We start from the raw sequence: 18991 nt of genomic DNA, 5'->3' as shown, positions 1-18991 counted from the left end.
TCACGGGACGGCAACCGCGAGATCTTCACTGAGTGACGATGTTTATCTCAAGCAGACACCCCGGCCGGACGGACGATAGTGTCCTCCGTACGATGAGGGGCCACCCCCGCGCTACGCGCACCGCGCCCGTCCAGTCGAGATGACAGAAACGACAGCGCTACGGCGACAGCGACGCCTCCAACGACGAGACGACTGACGAAGGACCTGAAGTGAATTTCCGCTCCCTCACTAGAGGCGACGGCGTGGTGATCGGAGCAGCGGTGTTGCTCTTCATCGCCTCGTTCCTCGACACCATCGAGATCGACGGCCTCAACGACGACAAGGTGCCCAACGCCTGGGAGAACGGCAATCTGCTGCTCAGCGTGTACCTGCTGGGCGTCATCGGTGCCCTCCTCGTCGTCGTGGGCCGCGCCGCTCAGCGCAAGGTCGTGGGTCTCGACCTGGCGCAGGTCGGCGTCGCCTTCACCGTCGCCTCCGCGTGGAGCGCGCTCGGCGCGATCTTCGACCCGGACGAGTCCTACGGCTTCCTCTTCGTGAACGAGGGGCTGGGCAGCAGCCGCAGCCCCGACGCGGGCACCGGCCTGATCCTCGGCCTGATCGCCGCCCTCGTCATGGCCGCCGCCGCCGTCGCCACCAACATCGTCCCCGCCCTCAAGGCCCCCCTCATGGGCGCCGCGGGCCCGGCTCCGGCCCAGCCCTACGGCGGGCAGCCGTCCGGTGGCTACGGGTACCCGGGTGCCGCGCAGGCCCAGCCGCCGTACGGCGGGCAGCCGAGCCAGCCGTCGTTCGGCGGGCAGCCGCAGGGCGGCGGGGCCACGCCGCCCCCGGCCGCAGCGCAGCAGGCGCAGCCCGCGTCGGCGGACTTCTCGCCGTTCTGGTTCGCCGTTCCGGTGCCGCGTCCGCTGTACCCGGAGGACGGCTCGCCGACCCCGATCGCCGAGCTGGCCCCCGGCACCTGGTACCTGGCGGTCGAGCAGCGCGGCCAGAGCCTGGTGGCGCAGACGCAGGACGGCCGCCGTGGCGTCCTCCAGGACACCACCGGGATCCAGCGCGGCTGATCCGCCCTTCCGTTCCGCCGACGGCCCCCCGCCCCTTCCGGGCGGGGGGCCGTCGGCGTACAGTCCTGCGGAAGACGGGAGCTGACGGCCCGTCAGCTCAGGTCCGTGGGAGGCGACATGCGGCTCGGGCTCGCGCTCGGCTACTGGGGCCGGGGCCCCGACGCCCGGCACCTCGACCTCGCGCGGGAGGCCGAGCGGCTCGGCTACGACTCGGTGTGGACGGCGGAGGCGTGGGGCTCGGACGCGTTCACGCCGCTCACCTGGATCGCCGCGCACACCTCGCGCATCCGGCTCGGCACGGCGGTCGCGCAGATGGCCGCCCGCTCCCCCACCGCCACCGCCATGCACGCCCTGACCCTGGACCACCTGTCGGGCGGCCGGATGCTGCTGGGCCTCGGCCTGTCGGGGCCGCAGGTGGTGGAGGGCTGGTACGGGCGCCCGTTCCCGAAGTCGCCGCTCACCGCGACACGGGAGTACGTGGATGTCGTACGCCAAGTGCTGCGCAGACGGCGGCCGGTGGAGCTGGACGGGCACTTCCACCCGCTGCCGTACCGGGGGCCGGACGCGGCCGGGCTCGGCAGGGCGCTCAAGCCCATCACGCACCCCCTCCGCGCCGACCTGCCGGTCCTGCTCGGCGCCGAGGGCCCGAAGAACATCGCCCAGACCACCCGGATCGCCGACGGCTGGCTGCCCCTGTACTGGTCCCCGACGCGCCAGGACGCCTACGCGGCCTCGCTCACCGACCTGCCCGAGGGCTTCCTGATCGCCCCGCTGGTCCGGGCCCGGGTCTGCGCCGACGTCGCCGAGGGCCTGGCGCCGGTCAAGGCGATGCTGGGCTTCTACATCGGCGGCATGGGGCACGCCACGCGGAACTTCCACGCCGAGCTGATGGCGCGCATGGGGTACGAGGACCAGGCGCGGCGCGTGCGGGAGCTGTTCCTCGCGGGGCGGCGCGAGGAGGCGGTGCGGGCGGTGCCGGACGCGTTCGCCGACGAGATCTCGCTGGTGGGGCCGCGCGAGCGGATCGCCGAGCGGCTTCAGGAGTGGCGCGCGGGGCCGGTCACCGACCTGCTCGTCCTCGCCTCCGACCCCGGCACCCTGCGGGTGCTCGCCGACCTCAACGCCTGAGCGCCCCAACTCCCCGTCCGCTAGCGGAAGATGGCCACCGGATCCACCGTCAGCTCACCGGCCGCGGGGTTCCACGTGCGGACCTTGCCGAGGCAGCGGGCCTGGAACTCGCCGCTGAAGTAGTCCTCCTCGTGGAACTCCTCGCGGATGCCGTCCTCGGCGCAGGTGATCTTCACATGGGCGCCCATGCCCCCGGTCTCGTAGCGGGCCCGCAGGACCACCTCGCCGCCGCTGAGGCTGCGGGCGGTGAACCGGCCGGTGACCGACACGAACTCCGCCATGACGGCGCTCAGCGCGACCCGGTCGTCCCCGCTGTCGCGCAGGGTGTCGGCGAGGGCCCGGTTGGGCACGAGCTGCCCCGTGATGAGGTCGGCGTGCACCACGGCGTCCTCGCGCCGCATCGTGTCCATGAGCAGCCCGATGACGGTGATCGGCGTGTTCTGCTGCACATACGACGTGAACCGCTCCTTGGTGACGTCGCGGCCCGCCGAGCCGCCCGGGCCGCCGGTGAACTTCGCCCACAGGCTGAACCCGGAGGTCACGTTGGTGCGGTCGGCGACCTCCTGTTCGAGGGCGGCGGAGAAGCCGCCGGTCTGGTACAGGTCCATTACGCGCTGCTCGTGCAGATAGAAGCACATGCCGTGGAAGGTACGGCGGCGGCGCGTGGGGCGGCGGCGCCGCGACAGGCCGAGCCGCACCAGCACGTACCGCGCGAGCACTCCCCAGCACGCCGCCGTGGCCAGCCACACGACCATCCACGGCCACCACAGGCCCCACCACTCGCTGTCAACGACACCCACGGATCTCCTTGAACGCCTGGGAGAGGGACGAGGAGTTGGCGTCCACCACGCGGCCGCCGGTGGCGTCCGCGGCGCGCCGCAGCTCCCTCGCGTCGGCCTCTCCGAAGTGGACGGGGAAGGTCGGCACGGACCGCGCCGCGCCGTCGAGGCGGGCGTGGCGGCGCGCGAACTCCCCGTACGACATGCCGGTGTTGTTCTCGCCGTCCGTCATCAGCACGATCGACAGCGGGCGGCCCGGCTCTCCGCGGGCCGCGTCCGCCGCGATGCCGTACCCGCGGACGAGCGCCGACCAGACGGCCGTGTCCTCGGCGAAGTCACCCTTGGACACGAAGGAGTTGAGGCGGCGCAGGTCCTCCTCGCCGCGCACGGTCACGGTCCGCTCCTGGAGGACGCGGCCCGCGAACCGTACGACGGTGAGCCGCTCGCCCCGGTAGAAGCGCGTGAACTTGCCCGTCGTCGACGGGTCCGCGCCGCTGAGCCCCGTGAACGCCCGGCGCAGGTCCGCCATCCGCGCGCCCCGCATGGACGTGGAGAAGTCCAGCAGGAAGACCACGTGGTCACCGGAGCGGCGGCGCCCGGGGTCGCCGTAGGAGTCGATGACCCGCTGGACGACCGCGAGTTCGTCCGGGTACGACAGGGCGTTGCCGATCGGCGCGCGCAGCTCCCGGGGCCGGGGGACGTCGCCGCCCACCGGGCGGCGCCAGGTCGTGCGGGCCAGCTCCTCCTGGACGTCGTCGCGGCGCAGCCAGTCGACGACCTTCCGGTACGCCTTGTGCTGCCGCTGGTCGAGCAGCATCAGCGGGAAGTCCGACAGGACCATGCCGTCGGCGGGGTGCACGATCCGCAGCGGCTGGCGCAGCTTGTGGCTGGCGTTGAGGGAGAGCAGCTCCGACTCGTGCGCGATGAGCGCGTTGGCGGCGCCCTGGCGGCGTACGTAGGTGTCGATCAGCTCGTGGGAGCTGGCGCCGGTCAGGGTCTGGCCGGACCGGAAGCCGCGCAGCCGGTCGCAGGACACGTCCTCGCGCCGCAGGGCGTCGCCGGTGCCCGCGGCCGCCGTGGCCACGCCGACGAGGGCGGCCCGCCCGGTGTCGCTGCGCCGCGGGTCGGCCATCCCGAACCGCACGGTGCCATCAGCGGCGGCGTCGGCGATGTCCGCCCAGGTCAGCGGCTTGTCGGAGGCGACGCTGCGGGCGGCGGCCGGGGTGAGCCCGACGACGACCGGGGAGCGCATCACAGCGGTGGACTCCGGTTTCGCGGCGCCGGACCGCTCCGCGCTCAGCCGCAGCAGGTACGAGCGGTCGCTGGCGGGCCAGGCCAGGTCGTACGAGCCGAGGGACCCGGAGAGGTCGGCGGTGGCCGTGAAGTCGATGTCCAGCTCGACCCCGGTGTCCTTCTTCAGCCGCTGCAACAGGGGCTTGATGTCGGCGAGTTCGGGGCTGGCGAGCACCCGCAGGGTCTGCTCGTCCTTGCTGTCGGAGCAGGCGGCGAGGGTGGTGGCGAGGGCGGCCAGGCAGAGGGCGAGGGCACGGCGGCGCCGGGGCCGCCCGGGGCGGGGCGGCGGGCCCGGGGCGGCTCACGAGTCGGGGTCCTTGCGGACGGGCGGGCAGTCGCCGACGTGGTTGATGATCCGCTCCAGGGCGTTGAGGTCGGGCGCGTCGGCCTTCGTCTGGTCGGGGTTGGGGGTGGGCACCTGCACGCCGTGCTCGCGCAGATAGGCGTTCAGCTGTTCACTGGTGTCGTCCTCGCCGGAGAACCGCGCCCGGAAGCCCAGCTCGATGGCGCGCTGGCGCAGTTCGCGGTCGGTGTCCACCAGCTGGGTGAGCCGGTCCCCCTGCTCGCTGAGCGAGATGAGCTGCGGCTCGGTGAGGGCCTGCGGCGAGGGGTAGAGCAGCACCCGCCGGGTGTCCTGGCGGTGGTGCTTCCTCTGGAAGGCGACCTGGTGGGCCAGGAACTGGTGCTCGTAGATGAGCGAGACGGGGGCGATGGACTCCCCCTCGTCGGAGAAGTAGCTGTCGGCCTGCTCGTCGGCGGCCATGCCCTGGAGGTTGATGAGGGGCTTGACCTTGGCGGCGATGTCGAGCACGGGGTCGTCGGAACCGGGGCGGTCCTTGGTGTCCTTGGGTTCCGTGCCGGGCGGCTGGTTGCCGTTCTTCACGAAGGCGAGGATGGACAGATAGGCACCGGCGCCGTTGGACTCGCAGACGCTGGAGGTGCGGACCATGACGCGGCCGCTGTTGCTGCGCGCGGACCGCTCCTTGTACCCGATGCCGTCCCAGGTCTCGCGCTCCTCGATGAGCTTCAGGAACTTCTTCATGTCGAGGTCGTAGTAGAGGCTGTCCCCGCCGCCCTCCGCCCGCTGCGGGCGCGCCACGCCCTCCGCGGCCAGGGTCTCCGCGTACTCCCTGAACGTGCCCAGCGCCAGCGGCGTCACGAACGGGCTGGCCGTCTTCACCGAGCGCTGCTCGCGCTGCTTGATCAGCCGCGCCGCGGGCTGCCCGGAGGGGAACGCGACGTCCATCCCCTCCAGCGACTGCGTGGCGATGCCCCGCGAGCCCAGGCGGTGGATCTCCACGCGGATGCCGTGTTTCAGCAGCAGCCGCCGCACCTCGGGGTCCTTGAAGTAGTCCGACTTCGACGCCATCTTGCCGTCCACGGTGATGATCCGCTCGAACGGGCGCAGCGCGTTGCCCGACGTCATCAGGGAGATCAGGCCCGTCAGGGCGAGGGGCAGGGCGACCAGGACGTAGCGCGGCACGTGGCGGCGCCTGCGGGACACCGGGCGGCGGGTGGCCAGGCGGGGCTCTTCTATGGGGTGGGGTCTGACGTCGTCTGACACCGGGAGGCTCCTGCGGTGGTCGGGGCAGGATCCTCCGCCACGGAGCGGAACGCCACGCCTCGGAGAGGCGAACTCCTCGTTATACGGGGATGAATGACGGCACGTCAGTTCGACCGCGAGGCTGCTGTTCCCTGCCGGGGGCTCCCCAATCCCGCCCCTTCCCGAAACCATGGGCTGCCGCCCCTGGCACCCCGCTCATTGCCGCTCCGCGCCAATCAACCCGCGAGGGCTAGCCGCGCTTCAGGTCGGCCGTGGACGGCACCTTGTCCGTGACCTCCGCGCCCGCGGAGCGCCCCGCGTCCTTGACGGAGTTGATCGTGTCGTCGAAGGACTTCACCACGGACTGTGTGGAGTCCCCCTTGCGGAGCTTGGCGGGGAGGTCCTTGAGGGCCTCGACCCCAGCGGTCAGGGGCGCCACGGCCTTGGCGAGGGTGGGGTCGCCCTGGGCGTTGCGCAGGGCCGCCTTCAGCCGGTTGTAGGTGAACGCGCCCGCGAGCCCCGCCTTGACCAAGGCGAAGGTCCGCCCGTCCGCGCCGGACGCGAACTTCCCGTCCCGGTAGGGCTTCACGATCCACTGGTACGTGGCCCCCGCGGCAAGACCCGCGTTCGTCACGAACCGCGTCTTGGCGAACTTCTGCCGCGCCGCCGAACTGGTCCCCGTGGGCACGGCCGCGTCGTCGTCGCTCCCGCCGCAGCCCGTCGCGCCGACGAGCAGGGCACAGCACAGCAGCAGCGGCAGCACGAGGCGCCGCAGCGCACCGGCGGCGGGGGCGACGGTGTGGTCCATGCGGCAAGGCTGGCCCGGGCCGCGCGCGCCCGCCACCGGGGCGGGGCCGTACGGGTTTCGGCCGGGGCCCACCCGGTACTCGCCCCCCATGTCCCCCGTACACGTCCGACGCACCAACGAAGCAGCCCGCGTCATCGCCGTCATCGCCGACGTGATGGCCGTCATCCTCGTCCTGTGGATCCTGATGGACCTGCTGGACGCGAACCGCGCCAACGACCTCGTGCAGTTCGTGCGCGACGCGGCCCGGTGGCTCGCGGGCTGGTCGCACGACCTGTTCACGTTCGACGAGCGGTGGGCGCGGGTCATCGCGGGGTACGGCCTCGCGGCGGTGGTCTACCTGTTCGTCGGCCACTTCATCGCCGGGCGGCTGCGGCGCTACTGAGCGCCCCCGGCCCTGCGGCGCCAGGCGCCCCGGCCCGGCGGGCCTAGCCGCAGCAGTCCGGCGCCAGGCCCGTCGGCAGGTCCGCGCCCGAGAACACCCGGCAGGTCGCCTCGTCCCCGCCGAGCGCCGCGACCGCGAGCAGCAGCGAGCCCGCCGTCCACGTGGTCAGCTCCACGGGCCAGATCGCCGCGTCGTCGTACACATAGCCCGTCCAGTACAGGCCGGTCCGCTCGTCGCGCAGGTGCTGGATGGAGCGCAGGACCTCCACGGCGCGGTCGGACTCGCCCATCGCCCAGAGGGTGAGGGCGAGTTCGGCGCTCTCGCCGCCCGTGACCCACGGGTTGGGCACCACGCAGCGCACGCCGAGGCCGGGGACGACGAAGCGGTCCCAGCCCTCCTCGATGCGGGCCTTGGCCTCGGCGCCGGTGACCGCGCCGCCGAGGACCGGGTAGTACCAGTCCATGGAGTAGCGGTCCTTGTCGAGGAACCGCTCGGGGTGGCGGCGTATCGCGTGGGCCAGGGCGCCGGTGGCCAGCTCCCAGTCGGGCTGCGGGTCGTCCCGGTGCTCGGCGATCGCGAGGGCGCAGCGCAGCGCCTGGTGGATGGAGGAGGAGCCGGTCAGGAGCGCGTCGGTGACGGGTGTCCCGTCGGCCTCGCGCTTCCAGCCGATCTGCCCGCCGGGCCGCTGGAGGGCGAGGACGAACTCGACGGCCGCGAAGACCACCGGCCACATGCGGTCCAGGAACGCCTCGTCGCCGGTCGTCAGGTAGTGGTGCCAGACGCCGACGGCGACGTACGCGCAGAAGTTGGTCTCGCGGCCGCGGTCGGTGACGGCGTCCGCGTCGCCGTCGGCGTAGGCCGCGTACCAGGAGCCGTCCGTGTTCTGGTGCCGCCCCAGCCACTCGTAGGCGCGGGCCGCGGCGGCGTGCTCGCCCGCCGCGTCCAGGGCCATCGCTGCCTCCGTGTGGTCCCACGGGTCCAGATGGTGGCCGCGGAACCAGGGGATGGCGCCGTCCGCGCGCTGCGCGGCGAGGATGCCGCGCACCGTCTCCGCAGCCTGATGGGCCGTCAGAACACCGGGCAGGGTGAGGTGTTCGGTGCGCTCGGGACTCGTCACGCCCCGGCCTTCGCGTCGACGGGGGCGGCCGTGCGCGGCAGGTGCGGCTTCGTCGCGTACGCCACGAAGCTCTTGCCGATCAGCGGGTTCAGGGCCTGCTCGGCGAGCTTCGTCGCGAGCGGCTTCTTCATGATGTCCCAGACGAGCAGCTTGTGGTACGCGCGCACGGGCAGCGCCTTGTCGTTGTCGACGCCGAAGGCGCACTTCAGCCACCAGTACGGGGAGTGCAGCGCGTGCGCGTGGTGCGTGCCGTAGGGCTTGAGGCCCGACTCGCGCATTTTCGAAAGGAGTTCGTCGGCCTTGTAGATGCGGATGTGGCCGCCCTCGACCTCGTGGTAGGCGTCGCTGAGGGTCCAGCAGACCTTCTCCGGGCCGTAGCGCGGGACGGTGACGGCGATGCGGCCGCCGGGCTTGAGCACGCGGACCATCTCCGCGAGGACGCCCTTGTCGTCGGGGATGTGCTCCATCACCTCGGAGATGATCACGACGTCGAAGGACTCGTCGGGGAAGGGCAGGTTGAGGGCGTCGCCCTCCATGGCCGTGGCGGTCGCGCCCGCCGGGGCCTCGCCCGCCTCCTTCATCGCCGCGAACCACTTGGCGACCTCGCGGATCTCCTCGCCGTTCTGGTCCAGGGCCACCACCTGGGCGCCGCGCCGGTAGCACTCGAAGGCGTGGCGGCCCGCACCGCAGCCGAGGTCCAGGACCCGGTCCCCCGGGGCGAGCGGGAAGCGGGTGAAGTCGACGGTCAGCACGGGGTCCTGCTTTCGTGGTGGGGGCCAGCAACGTCGGGGGCGAGGTCCGTGGCGGGCGCCACCGGGTCCGGCGCGGCCGGGGCGACCACTCTCGCCGGGGCGACCGGCTCCGGCCGGCCGGGGGCCGTCGGCGCGGGGACCGTCGGCGCGGGGCGCCGCGGTGCCGCGCCCGCCGAGCGGTCGATCGCCTCCCGGTAGCGCTCCACGGTGCCCTTCGCCGCCTGCGCCCAGGTGAACCGGGCGAGCACCCGCGCGCGGCCCGCGGCGCCGAGCCGGGCCCGCAGGTCGGCGTCGCCCAGGAGCCGGTTGAGCCCGGCGGCCAGCGCGCCCGCGTCGCCCGGCGGCACCGCCAGACAGGTCTCGCCGTCGGCGCCCGCGACCTCGGGGATCGCGCCGCCGGTGGTGGCGAGCAGCGGCGTGCCCGTGGCCATGGCCTCCGCCGCGGGCAGCGAGAAGCCCTCGTACAGGGAGGGGACGCAGGCGATCTGCGCGGAGCGGACCAGGTCGACCAGTTCGGCGTCCGTGATGCCCTTGACGAACTCGACGGCGCCTTCGAGGCCGTACCGCTCGATGGCCGCGGCGACGGGGCCGTTCTCGGCGCGCTTGCCGACGACGACGAGGTGGGCGCCGGGCTGTTCCGTGCGGACCTTGGCGAGCGCCTCGATCAGATGGACCAGGCCCTTGAGCGGCACGTCCGCGCTGGAGGTGGTGACGATGCGGCCGGGGACCTCCGGAACGGCGGGGTCCGGTGAGAACAGGTCGGTGTCGGCGCCGATGTGGACGACCTTGATCCGGTCCGGTCGTACGCCGAGGTGGTCGACGATCTCCTGGCGGGACGTGCCGGAGACGGTGACGACGGACGGCAGGCGGCGGGCGACGCGCTTCTGCATGCGCGTGAACGCGTACCAGCGGCGCACGGACGCGCGGCGCTTCCAGTCCGCCGCCGCGTCCAGCTCCACCTGGCGGTCGACGGTGATCGGGTGGTGGATGGTGGTGACCAGCGGGGCGCCGAGGTCGCCGAGCAGGCCGTACCCGAGGGTCTGGTTGTCGTGGACGACGTCGAAGTCGCCGCGCCGGGCGCGCAGGTGACGGCGGGCGCGCAGGCTGAAAGTGACCGGCTCGGGGAAGCCGCCGGTCCACATCGTGGCGACCTCGAGGGCGTCGACCCAGTCGCGGTACTCGTCGCGCTTCGGCGTGCGGAAGGGGTCCGGCTGGCGGTAGAGGTCCAGGCTGGGCAGCTCGGTCAGGCTGAGCCCGTCGAGCCCCTCGCCCTCGTCGAGCACGGGGTAGGGCTGCGCGCCGATGACCTCGACGCGGTGGCCGAGCCGCACCAGCTCGCGCGAGAGATGGCGTACGTAGACGCCCTGGCCGCCGCAGAACGGGTTCCCCTTGTACGTGAGGAGCGCGATGCGCAACGGGCGCGAGCCGTCGGCGGCCGACCCGGGCGAAAGGCCCGCCTCCCTGGCCTCAGCGGTCACTCTCGGCCCCCTTCTGCCTGCGGTTGCCCGCGAGATTACGCCGGGAAGGTAATCTAGAACAAGTTTCAGACTTGGTCGCTCGACGAGCTCTGAATCTACCGGCAGGTAGCCGACCTGTGAGGCCCGGATCAGGTGATTCGCACCACGGCCGGGGCCCTGCCATGCTGGGCGATCTCGGAGGGGCCGCGCCCGTCCGGGACACCGCGAGGCGGCGTACGACGGACAGGACGGCGTACGGCGAACGGCACACGACGGTTGACGGACGATCGACGGGACTGGAGACTTCCGCGCGCACGCCACGCCCGGCCAAGGCGACCGGACGGCTGCCGTGCGGTGGAACCGGACACGGGACTGACGGGGCACATGAGAGCTGACGCGAAGACGGCCGGGGCGCGCGCGGTGAATCCGGCGTCACCGGACGCACCGCCCCTGACCGAGCGCCAGGAGGCGCGCCGCCGCCGCATCCTGCACGCCAGCGCCCAGCTCGCCAGCCGCGGCGGCTTCGACGCCGTGCAGATGCGGGAGGTCGCGGAGGCCGCGGGCGTCGCGCTCGGCACGCTCTACCGCTACTTCCCCTCCAAGGTGCACCTGCTGGTCGCCACGATGCAGGACCAGCTCCAGCACATGCACACCACGCTGCGCAAGCGCCCGCCCGCCGGGGACACCCCGGCCGAGCGGGTCGCCGAGACGCTGATGCGGGCCTTCCGCGCGCTCCAGCGCGAGCCGCACCTGGCGGACGCGATGGTGCGCGCCCTCACCTTCGCCGACCGGTCCGTGAGCCCCGAGGTGGACACGGTCTCGCGGCTCACCACGGCGATCGTCCTGGACGCGATGGGCCTGGACGGGCAGCCGAGCGCCGCGCAGCTCTCCGCGGTGCGGGTGATCGAGCACACCTGGCACTCGGCCCTGATCACGTGGCTGTCGGGCCGGGCCTCGATCGCCCAGGTGAAGATCGACATCGAGACGGTGTGCCGTCTGATCGACCTGACGGCGGCCGAGGCGGAGCCTGACGGCCGCTGAGACGGAGCCCTGCGGAGCCTGACGGCGGCCGAGGCGGAGCCTGGTGGAGCCTGACGGCCGCTGAGGCGGAGCCCTGCGGCGGCCGCGAGGCTCCGAGTAGGACAGCGGCAGTTGACGCACAGGGGGCGCACATGGCGGTGCCATATGCGCCCCCTGACCCTCTCCTTGGCCAGTTCTACGACGTCCGGGTATGGCGGGCCGCCGCTACAACGGGTAGCTGTGGGGGACACGAGGTGGGCGCGGGGCCGACACGGGGCGGGCACGGGGCCGACACACACGAGACCGGGGGGCTGGAGGGGCTGACACGTGATCCGGGTACTGCTCGTGCACGACGCCCGACTGCTGCGCTCGGCCCTCGCGGAACGGCTCGCCCGCGAGAGCGACCTGGAGGTGTTCCACACGCCGTGGGCCACCGCCCGGCACCGCCTGGGCGCCCTGCGGCCCGACCTGTGCGTGGCCGACCTCGACTGCGAGCCGGGCCGCGCGCTGGCGCCGCTCGGTGACCTGCGGGGCGCGGGCAACGGCGCGGGCGCCCGGGTCCCGCTCCTCGTCCTCGTCTCGGCGCACCGCCCCGGGCAGCTGCGCCGGGCCACCGACGCGGGCGCCGTCGGCTTCGTCGACAAGGCGAGCGCGCCCGAGCAACTCCTCACCGCCATCCGGCAGGTGGCGTCGGGGGCCCGGTACGTGGACGACTCGCTCGGCTTCTGCTTCCTGAAGGCGGCTCAGATGCCGCTCACCGAGCGGGAGTTGAGCGTGCTGTCGCTGACGGCCGCCGGGGCGTCGGTGTCGGAGGTCGCCCACCGGCTGCACCTGACGAACGGGACGGTGCGCAACTACCTGGCGGCGATCACACGGAAGACCGGGGCGCGGAACAAGGTGGACGCGGTGCTCATCTCGCAGGGGCAGGGCTGGGTGTGAGGGCGCCGCCCCTTTCCGGAGGCGGTTCGGCGGGTGCCGGTCCGGCCCTTCGCGGGGGTCTCCCCCTCCGTGACCCCGTCCGCGCGGACCGGCGCCCGCCCTCACTGTGGCTCTGGGCTGCGTGCCTGGCTGTGGCTCTAGGCGTGCCTGACTGTGGCTGTGGGCTGCGTGCTCAGCGTCGCTGTGCGTGCTCACCGCGGCTGTGGGCCGCGTGCCTCACCATGGCTCTGGGCTGCGTGACTCCTGCGTCTCCTCCTCTCGCCCCCTCTCGCCCCCTCTCGCCCCCTCTCACCCGTGGCGTCGCGAAGGAGACTTCCAGGGCGCGGCGGCGCCGCACAGTCACACGTGTCATCGGATCGGCATGCGGAACTCATACGTCAAGTCCCGTTCGAACGCCCGCTGTCCCGCTGGCGGAACACCGCGCGTCCGGCGGGCCGTTCAGTCCTCCGGCGGGAACACCACGTCCCCGCTGCCGAGCAGGGTGATCGTGATCGCCTCGACCGGGCAGCTCTCCGCCGCCTCCAGGGTCTGCTCGGCCGCGTCGGCCTCCGGCTCGGTCGGACGCGCCTGGCGGGCACTGTCCAGCACGAAGGCGTCGGGCGCGGTGCCCACGCACATCCCTGAGCCGATGCACAGCGACCGGTCGACCTCGACGCGCCAGCGGTCCCCCATCAGTCCCCCGTCCCTTCGGCGCCCCCGGCGCCCTCGACACCCCCGGAGGGCTCGTACCCGGCCGGAAGGTGGATCATCTTGTGCTCGAAGTACTCACCGTAGCCCTCGGGCCCGAACTCCCGGCCGATTCCGGAGTTCTTGTACCCCCGAAGGGTCCGAGCATGTCGAGGCTGAAGGAGTTCACGGAGTAGGTGCCGGTGCGCACACGGCGGGCCACATCGAGGCCGCGCTCGACGTCGCGGGTCCAGACGCTGCCGCTGAGGCCGTACTCGGAGTCGTTGGCGATGGCCACGGCCTCGTCCTCGTCGCCGTACGGCAGCAGGCAGACGACGGGCCCGAAGATCTCCTCGCGGGCGACGCGCATGGAGTTGTCGACGCCGCCGAAGAGCGTCGGCTCGACGTACCAGCCCCGGTCGAGGCCCGGGTCCCGCGGGCGTCCGCCGCCCGCGAGGACCTTGGCGCCCTCCTCCTGCCCGATCCGGATGTAGTCGAGGGAGCGCTGCCGCTGGCGCCGGGTGACCAGGGGGCCCACTTCGGTGGCGGGGTCGAGGGGGTCGCCGACGGCGAGCCCGTTCGCGGCGGCGGCGAAGGCCTCGGCGAACTCGTCGTAGCGCGAGCGCGGCACCAGGATCCTGGTCTGCGCGACGCACGCCTGGCCGTTGATCATCCAGGCGAAGGGGGTGATTCCGGCCACGGCGCTCGCCGCGTCGGCGTCCGGCAGGATCACGGCCGCCGACTTCCCGCCCAACTCCAGCGTGACGCGCGTCAGATGGCGCGAGCACACCTCCATCACGCGCTTTCCCGCCGCGACGGACCCGGTGAACGACACCTTGTCCACGCCGGGGTGCCCGACCAGGTACTCGCTCACCTCCCGGTCGGCGGGGACGATGGACAGCACCCCCTCGGGAAGGCCCGCCTCCACGGCGAGTTCGGCGAGTACGTACGCGTCGAGCGGCGTCTCGGGCGAGGTCTTCAGGATCACCGGGCAGCCCGCGAGCAGCGCGGGCGCGAGCTTGGCGGCGGCGGTGAACTGCGGGACGTTCCACGGCACGACGGCCGCGACGACGCCGACGGGCTCGCGCCGCACCAGGATCCGCCCGAGCGCGCCGTCGCGCGCCTCCTCGTACGCGAAGGAGCGGGCGGTGGTGATCGCCGCGTCCCACACCATCATCGCGGCCAGGGCCTGCATCATCACGGACGCGGTGTACGGGGTGCCGTTCTGGGCGCTGATGACGCGGGCGATCTCCTCGTGCCGGGCCGCGAAGCCGTCCTTGATCCGCGCGACGACGGCGATCCGCTCGTCGAGCGCCATCCGGGGCCAGGGCCCCCGGTCGAACGCCTCCCGGGCCCGGCCCACGGCCCGGTCCACGTCCCCGGCCGAGGCGTGCGGCACCCGCGCGAACACCTCCCCGCTGTGCGGGGACACCACCTCGATGACCCCGTCCCCCAGCGGCTCCACCCACTTCCCGCCGATGAGAAGCCGTCCGTGCTCCACAAGCTCGGTCATGACCGCGAGCCTCCTGCCGGGACAGATATCTGACGCCGTTTCAGAACTGATACCAGTTCTACTTGCGACCAGCAATGCCCGCGCTCCGACCGCCCGCGCCCCCGCTCCCCCGCGAGGCGGGCGACTCCGGCCACCGGCACACCGGCTCAAGCGACCCGGTCCCCTGCACGGCGGCGTGAGCACCCCGGACGCCCCCAGGCCCGGGGTCCGGCCGTCCGGGAGCCCTACCAGCCCTCCTCGCCCCGCAGCACCGCGTCCGCGCCCCCGTCGATGAAGACGACCTGGCCCGTCACGTGCGTGTTGCCCGGCGAGGTGAGGAAGTCGAGCAGCGGAGCCACCTGCTCCGGCTCGCCGTAGCCGTTCAGGGGCATCGGCACATACGTGGCGGTGATCGCGCGGCTCTCCTCCGTGGCGATCAGCGGGCGGCTCATCGGGGTGCGGATGACGCCGGGGCCCACGACGTTCAGCGGGATGCCCGCGCCCGCCCACTCCGGTGTCACGGCCGTCCTGCGCACCCAGCGGACCAGCGCGTGCTTCGCGGAGGAGTACACCAGGTGCCCCTCGCCCCGGTCCACCGCGGCCCGCGCGGCCGTGACCGCCGCGTCCTCGTCGTCGGCGAGCACCGCGTCGACGATCGCCCGGTCCACGTCGTGCAGCGCGGACACCGACGTCATCGTCACCGCGCGCGGATCCCGGCCCGCGGCCAGCAGCGGGCGCAGCCCGGTGAGCGTCGCCATGGCGCCGAACGCGCACACCCGCACGGTCACCGGGTCGAAGTCGGCGGTCCCCGCGCAGGCGATCACCCCGTCGAGGCGCCCGCCGCTCAGCTCGGCCGCGGCCTCCACGAGCCGCGCCCTGCCCTCCCGCGTGCCGAGGTCGGCGACGATGTCGACGCCGCCAGCGCCGTCAGGGCCGTCAGGGCCGTCAGGGCCGTCGGCACCGTCCTTGCGGCCCGTGCCGATGACGCGGTGCCCCTGCCCGGCCAGCCGGTGCGCGGTGGCCCGGCCGATGCCGGACGACGCGCCGGTGATCAGATACGTGCGGGGTTCGTGCCGCTCCGCGGAGTCCGTGCGTGCCATGTTCCCGTCCCCTCCCATGCTGTGCCCCGTCCCCTCACCCGCGAGGCGCCCCCGAGGCGCCGGTCACGCTAGGCCCGCCCCGCCCCCCGCACCACCCCGGAACGCCCCCTACCGCGCCTGACCGGGAGGGGCGGGGCCGGGGCCGGTAGAGTAGGCGGGTCGTCATCACGTACGTACGAGGGGAAGCCGGTGCGAATCCGGCGCTGACCCGCAGCCGTGACCCCACGCGCGCGCCCCCACCTCCTGGCGGAGCCGCCCGTGGCCAGCCGGAACGCCTCGTGCGCCGCGTGACCGGCTCGCGCCGTCGGAACCGTGCCGATGGCCAGGCACCGTCGAGGTCTACGGAGCCGGAGCCGCCCGGTGCCCCGCCGTGCCGTGCCGCCCCGCTCCCCGCAGGAGAGGCACCCGCCGCATCATGAACGTTCGCCGCAGCGCCGCTGCCCTGGCCGCCGTCGTCGCCCTCGGCACGGCCGCGGCCCCGGCCGCCCTCGCCGACGACGCCGAGCCGTCGCCGTCGGCCGCGCTCCCGTCCGGTCTGTACGGCAAGGGGGACCCCACGTTCGACGGTGTGTTCCGGCAGTCGTACGCGCTACTCGCGCAGGACGCGACCGGCGTGAAGCCCGCGGCGAAGGCCGTGGACTGGCTGACCGGCCAGCAGTGCGCGAGCGGCGGCTTCGCCGCGTACCGCGCCGACGCCGAGGAGCCGTGCGCCGCCAAGACGCCCGTCGACAGCAACTCGACGGCCGCCGCCGTGCAGGCCCTCGCCGCGCTCGGCGGGCAGAAGAAGACCGTCGACAAGGCGGTCTCCTGGCTGAAGTCGGTGCAGAACCAGGACGGCGGCTGGGGCTACAACCCCGGTCGGCCCAGCGACGCCAACTCCACCGGCATCGTGATCGGCGCGCTCGCCGCGGCCGGTGCGAAGCCGCAGGCCGTGAAGTCGCAGCAGGGCAAGAGCCCCTACGACGCGCTGCCGAAGCTCGCCCTGGACTGCGCCACGGACGGCGGTGCCTTCGGCCTCGCCGACGCCAAGTCCGGCAAGCTCACGGCCAACGCCGACGCCACCGCCGCGGGCGTCCTCGGCGGCCTCGGCAAGGGCCTGGTCGTCACCGCGCCGAAGGAGGGCGCGAAGGCCCCGAAGTGCGCCCCGGCGGACTCCGCCGAGCAGGCCGCGGCCAACGGCACCGGCTACCTGCTGAAGGCCCTCGGCAAGTCCGGGCACCTGACCTCCTCGCTGCCGGGCTCCGAGGACAAGCCGGACGTGGGCAACACCGCCGACGCGGTCGTCGCGCTCGCCGCCGCGGGCCAGACCGAGCAGGCCGAGAAGTCCGCGAAGTGGCTGGCGGAGAACTCCGCGGCCTGGGCCAGGCAGAGCGGCCCGGCCGCCTACGCCCAGCTGATCTTCGCCGCCCACGCCACCGGCATGGACCCGCGCGACTTCGGCGGCGCCGACCTGGTCAAGCAGCTCAACGCGACCGGCCCGGCCCCGCAGGCCGTGGAGGACGTGAAGAAGGACGAGGACGACAAGGACGCCAAGGACGACGACGGGGGCGTCAGCGTCTGGTGGATCGTCGGCGTCGGCCTGGTCGCGGGCGCGGGCATCGGCTTCCTGCTGAGCGGCCGCAACAAGAAGAACCAGGGCGCATGACGCGCGACGGGTCACCCCGCGGCCGCCGCGCGGCGGCCGCGGCCCTCGGCGCGCTCCTCACCGCGCTCGCCGCCGCCTCCCCCGCTCACGCCGCCGAGTACCGCTACTGGTCGTTCTGGCAGCAGGGCAAGGACGGGGCGTGGGTGTACGCCACCCAGGGGCCGTCGGTCGCGCGGCCCGACGACGGGGACGTGGAGGGCTTCCGCTTCGCCGTGTCCGCGGACTCCCGCGGCGCCAAGCAGCCGCGCGGGGCCGCCGACTTCGACGCGATCTGCGCGGGCACCCCGGCCAAGGGCGGCCAGAAGCGGATCGCGATCGTCATCGACTTCGGCACCAAGGGCGACGCACCCGGCGGCGAGACACCGCCGAAGCCGCGCACGGCCTGCGCCCGCGTCGACGACGGCGGCTCCAGCGCCGACGCGCTCGCCGCCGTCGCGGGGCCGCTGCGCTACGACAACAACGCGCTGCTGTGCGCCATCTCCGGCTACCCGGGGAAGGGGTGCGGCGAGCAGGTCGCCCAGGGTGACAAGAGCGACAGCGGCAGCGGCGGGGGCGACGGCGGGCCGTCCGTCGGGCTGATCGCCGGGGCCGCCGCCGTCGCCGCGCTCGGCGCCGCCGCCGTCTGGCAGGCCCGACGCCGCCGCGGATGAAGCGGACCGGCACCCTCCGCGGCCGTCCGGCCCCCGAGGCGCACCGCTCCAACGCCCTGCACCCCGGGGCCTGGTGGCTGTGGGCGCTCGGCCTCGCCACGGCCGCGTCCCGCACCACCAACCCGCTGCTCATCGGGCTGCTCATCGGCGTCGCCGGATACGTCGTGGCGGCCCGCCGCACCTCGGCGCCCTGGGCCCGGTCGTACGGGGCGTTCGTGAAGATCGCCCTGGTCGTCATCGGCATCCGCCTGGTGTTCGCCGTGGTCCTCGGCTCGCCCATCCCCGGCACGCACGTCCTGGTGACGCTGCCGGAGGTGCCACTGCCCGAGTGGGCCCGGGGCGTGCGGATCGGCGGCCGGGTCACCGCGGAGGGGCTGGTGTTCGCGCTGTACGACGGCGTGCGCCTCGCGGGCCTGCTGATCTGCGTGGGCGCCGCGAACGCCCTGGCCAGCCCGGCGCGGCTGCTGAAGTCGCTGCCGGGAGCGCTGTACGAGGCCGGGGTCGCCGTCGTCGTGGCGATGACGTTCGCGCCGAACCTGATCGGCGACGTGCAGCGGCTGCGGGCGGCGCGGCGGCTGCGGGGGCGGCCCGACAACGGGGTGCGGGGGCTGCTCCAGGTGGGGCTTCCGGTACTTGAGGGCGCCCTGGAGCGGTCGGTGGCGCTGGCCGCCGCGATGGACGCGCGGGGCTTCGGCCGCAGCGCCACCGTGCCCGCGCGGGTGCGCAGGACCACGGCGGTGCTCACGGTCGGCGGCCTGATGGGGGTGTGCGCGGGCACCTACGGGCTGCTCACCGCGGACGGCACGGCGTACGGGCTCCCGGTGCTCGCCGTGGGGCTCGCCGCCGCGCTCGGCGGCCTGTGGCTCGGCGGGCGCCGCTCGGTGCGCACCCGCTACCGGCCCGACGCGTGGGGCGCCCGCGCCTGGCTCGTCGCCGGGTCGGGGGCCGCCGTCGGGGCCCTGATGATCGCCGCGAACTCGTACGACGCGACGGCCCTGCACCCCGGGGTCGTCCCCCTGATCGCGCCGACGCTGCCGCTGTGGCCCGCGGCGGCGACCCTGATCGGGCTGCTCCCGGCGTTCGTCGCGCCGGTGCCGCCGCCCGCCGAAGCCCCCGTCCGCGCCCGTCCAGCCCGCACCGCCGAGGAGCAGACCTCATGAGC

General features: G+C 73.9%; 17 protein-coding genes and 1 pseudogene. 8 read left to right on the top strand and 10 right to left on the bottom strand.

Going from position 1 to position 18991, the window contains the following annotated elements; translation table 11 throughout:
• The first annotated feature begins 209 nt into the window (after positions 1-209).
• Both ACOBQU_RS27600 and ACOBQU_RS27595 read left to right on the top strand, forming a co-directional pair.
• On the top strand, positions 210-1058 hold the full coding sequence (locus ACOBQU_RS27600; RefSeq protein WP_423630553.1) for a hypothetical protein: 849 nt from the start codon (positions 210-212) through the stop codon (positions 1056-1058).
• 117 nt (positions 1059-1175) lie between these two features.
• Positions 1176-2186, top strand: a complete 1011-nt coding sequence (locus ACOBQU_RS27595; protein ID WP_423634751.1) for an LLM class F420-dependent oxidoreductase — start codon at positions 1176-1178, stop codon at positions 2184-2186.
• Positions 2187-2206: 20 nt separating this feature from the next.
• Here the strand turns inward: ACOBQU_RS27595 and ACOBQU_RS27590 are convergent, their stop codons facing one another.
• The 4 genes from ACOBQU_RS27590 to ACOBQU_RS27575 all read right to left on the bottom strand — a co-directional run bounded on the left by ACOBQU_RS27590 (position 2207) and on the right by ACOBQU_RS27575 (position 6609).
• Positions 2207-2986, bottom strand: coding sequence for a hypothetical protein (locus ACOBQU_RS27590; RefSeq protein ID WP_423630551.1), 780 nt, complete (start codon positions 2984-2986; stop codon positions 2207-2209).
• Complete coding sequence (locus ACOBQU_RS27585) at positions 2973-4433, bottom strand: substrate-binding domain-containing protein (protein ID WP_423630549.1); 1461 nt, start codon at positions 4431-4433, stop codon at positions 2973-2975. The genes ACOBQU_RS27590 and ACOBQU_RS27585 overlap by 14 nt, the downstream gene beginning before the upstream one ends.
• 126 nt (positions 4434-4559) lie before the next feature.
• Positions 4560-5822: a hypothetical protein gene (locus ACOBQU_RS27580; RefSeq protein ID WP_423630547.1), complete on the bottom strand. Its 1263-nt coding sequence runs from the start codon at positions 5820-5822 to the stop codon at positions 4560-4562.
• Between the two features lie 229 nt (positions 5823-6051).
• Positions 6052-6609 (bottom strand): hypothetical protein, encoded by a 558-nt coding sequence (locus ACOBQU_RS27575; protein ID WP_423630545.1) that lies wholly within the window; start codon positions 6607-6609, stop codon positions 6052-6054.
• 88 nt (positions 6610-6697) lie between these two features.
• Here ACOBQU_RS27575 and ACOBQU_RS27570 point away from each other — a divergent pair, with 88 nt between their 5' ends.
• Complete coding sequence (locus tag ACOBQU_RS27570) at positions 6698-6991, top strand: hypothetical protein (RefSeq protein WP_423630543.1); 294 nt, start codon at positions 6698-6700, stop codon at positions 6989-6991.
• Between the two features lie 43 nt (positions 6992-7034).
• On the opposite strand, the gene ACOBQU_RS27565 is transcribed toward ACOBQU_RS27570, so the two are convergent.
• Genes ACOBQU_RS27565 through ACOBQU_RS27555 form a run of 3 tightly spaced genes read right to left on the bottom strand, consistent with a single transcriptional unit; the run spans position 7035 to position 10338 of the window.
• A complete protein-coding gene (locus ACOBQU_RS27565; RefSeq protein ID WP_423630541.1) occupies positions 7035-8108 on the bottom strand; it encodes a prenyltransferase in 1074 nt (357 codons plus the stop codon).
• A complete protein-coding gene (locus ACOBQU_RS27560; protein WP_423630539.1) occupies positions 8105-8860 on the bottom strand; it encodes a class I SAM-dependent methyltransferase in 756 nt (251 codons plus the stop codon). The genes ACOBQU_RS27565 and ACOBQU_RS27560 overlap by 4 nt, the downstream gene beginning before the upstream one ends.
• On the bottom strand, positions 8854-10338 hold the full coding sequence (locus ACOBQU_RS27555) for a glycosyltransferase family 4 protein (RefSeq protein ID WP_423630537.1): 1485 nt from the start codon (positions 10336-10338) through the stop codon (positions 8854-8856). The genes ACOBQU_RS27560 and ACOBQU_RS27555 overlap by 7 nt, the downstream gene beginning before the upstream one ends.
• A 363-nt stretch (positions 10339-10701) precedes the next feature.
• Here ACOBQU_RS27555 and ACOBQU_RS27550 point away from each other — a divergent pair, with 363 nt between their 5' ends.
• Together ACOBQU_RS27550 and ACOBQU_RS27545 are read left to right on the top strand one after the other, a co-directional pair.
• Positions 10702-11358 carry a TetR family transcriptional regulator gene (locus tag ACOBQU_RS27550; protein ID WP_423630535.1) on the top strand — a complete coding sequence of 219 codons (657 nt, stop codon included), beginning with the start codon at positions 10702-10704 and terminating at the stop codon, positions 11356-11358.
• A gap of 306 nt (positions 11359-11664) precedes the next feature.
• Positions 11665-12276: a LuxR C-terminal-related transcriptional regulator gene (locus ACOBQU_RS27545; RefSeq protein WP_423630533.1), complete on the top strand. Its 612-nt coding sequence runs from the start codon at positions 11665-11667 to the stop codon at positions 12274-12276.
• Positions 12277-12714: 438 nt separating this feature from the next.
• On the opposite strand, the gene ACOBQU_RS27540 is transcribed toward ACOBQU_RS27545, so the two are convergent.
• From ACOBQU_RS27540 to ACOBQU_RS27530, 3 genes and pseudogenes are all read right to left on the bottom strand, one after another.
• Positions 12715-12948 (bottom strand): ferredoxin, encoded by a 234-nt coding sequence (locus ACOBQU_RS27540; protein WP_423630531.1) that lies wholly within the window; start codon positions 12946-12948, stop codon positions 12715-12717.
• Positions 12948-14455, bottom strand: a pseudogene (locus ACOBQU_RS27535) (aldehyde dehydrogenase). Before ACOBQU_RS27535 ends, ACOBQU_RS27540 begins: the two are co-directional and overlap by 1 nt.
• Before the next feature lie 224 nt (positions 14456-14679).
• Complete coding sequence (locus ACOBQU_RS27530; RefSeq protein ID WP_423630530.1) at positions 14680-15534, bottom strand: SDR family oxidoreductase; 855 nt, start codon at positions 15532-15534, stop codon at positions 14680-14682.
• A 415-nt stretch (positions 15535-15949) separates the two neighbouring features.
• On the opposite strand from ACOBQU_RS27530, the gene ACOBQU_RS27525 reads away from it, so the two are divergent.
• From ACOBQU_RS27525 to ACOBQU_RS27515, 3 genes are read left to right on the top strand one after another with little or no spacing between them, the layout of a single operon-like run.
• Positions 15950-17179, top strand: coding sequence for a prenyltransferase/squalene oxidase repeat-containing protein (locus ACOBQU_RS27525; RefSeq protein ID WP_423630528.1), 1230 nt, complete (start codon positions 15950-15952; stop codon positions 17177-17179).
• Positions 17176-17829: an SCO2322 family protein gene (locus tag ACOBQU_RS27520; protein ID WP_423630526.1), complete on the top strand. Its 654-nt coding sequence runs from the start codon at positions 17176-17178 to the stop codon at positions 17827-17829. Before ACOBQU_RS27525 ends, ACOBQU_RS27520 begins: the two co-directional genes overlap by 4 nt.
• Positions 17826-18989, top strand: a complete 1164-nt coding sequence (locus ACOBQU_RS27515; RefSeq protein WP_423630524.1) for an energy-coupling factor transporter transmembrane component T — start codon at positions 17826-17828, stop codon at positions 18987-18989. The genes ACOBQU_RS27520 and ACOBQU_RS27515 overlap by 4 nt, the downstream gene beginning before the upstream one ends.
• Positions 18990-18991 lie beyond the last annotated feature (2 nt).

The organism is Streptomyces sp. G45 (assembly GCF_049542095.1).
GTDB lineage: Bacteria > Actinomycetota > Actinomycetes > Streptomycetales > Streptomycetaceae > Streptomyces.
The sequence above is the reverse complement of the archived record's forward strand: the minus strand, read 5'-3'. Positions and strand labels throughout refer to the sequence as shown.

Coding starts and splice junctions, on each gene's coding strand:
- ACOBQU_RS27570 (WP_423630543.1), top strand. CDS start 6,698: ATGTCCCCCGTACACGTCCGACGCACCAACGAAGCAGCCCGCGTCATC.
- ACOBQU_RS27575 (WP_423630545.1), bottom strand. CDS start 6,609: ATGGACCACACCGTCGCCCCCGCCGCCGGTGCGCTGCGGCGCCTCGTG.
- ACOBQU_RS27530 (WP_423630530.1), bottom strand. CDS start 15,534: ATGGCACGCACGGACTCCGCGGAGCGGCACGAACCCCGCACGTATCTG.
- ACOBQU_RS27550 (WP_423630535.1), top strand. CDS start 10,702: ATGAGAGCTGACGCGAAGACGGCCGGGGCGCGCGCGGTGAATCCGGCG.
- ACOBQU_RS27525 (WP_423630528.1), top strand. CDS start 15,950: ATGAACGTTCGCCGCAGCGCCGCTGCCCTGGCCGCCGTCGTCGCCCTC.
- ACOBQU_RS27540 (WP_423630531.1), bottom strand. CDS start 12,948: ATGGGGGACCGCTGGCGCGTCGAGGTCGACCGGTCGCTGTGCATCGGC.
- ACOBQU_RS27595 (WP_423634751.1), top strand. CDS start 1,176: ATGCGGCTCGGGCTCGCGCTCGGCTACTGGGGCCGGGGCCCCGACGCC.
- ACOBQU_RS27520 (WP_423630526.1), top strand. CDS start 17,176: ATGACGCGCGACGGGTCACCCCGCGGCCGCCGCGCGGCGGCCGCGGCC.
- ACOBQU_RS27515 (WP_423630524.1), top strand. CDS start 17,826: ATGAAGCGGACCGGCACCCTCCGCGGCCGTCCGGCCCCCGAGGCGCAC.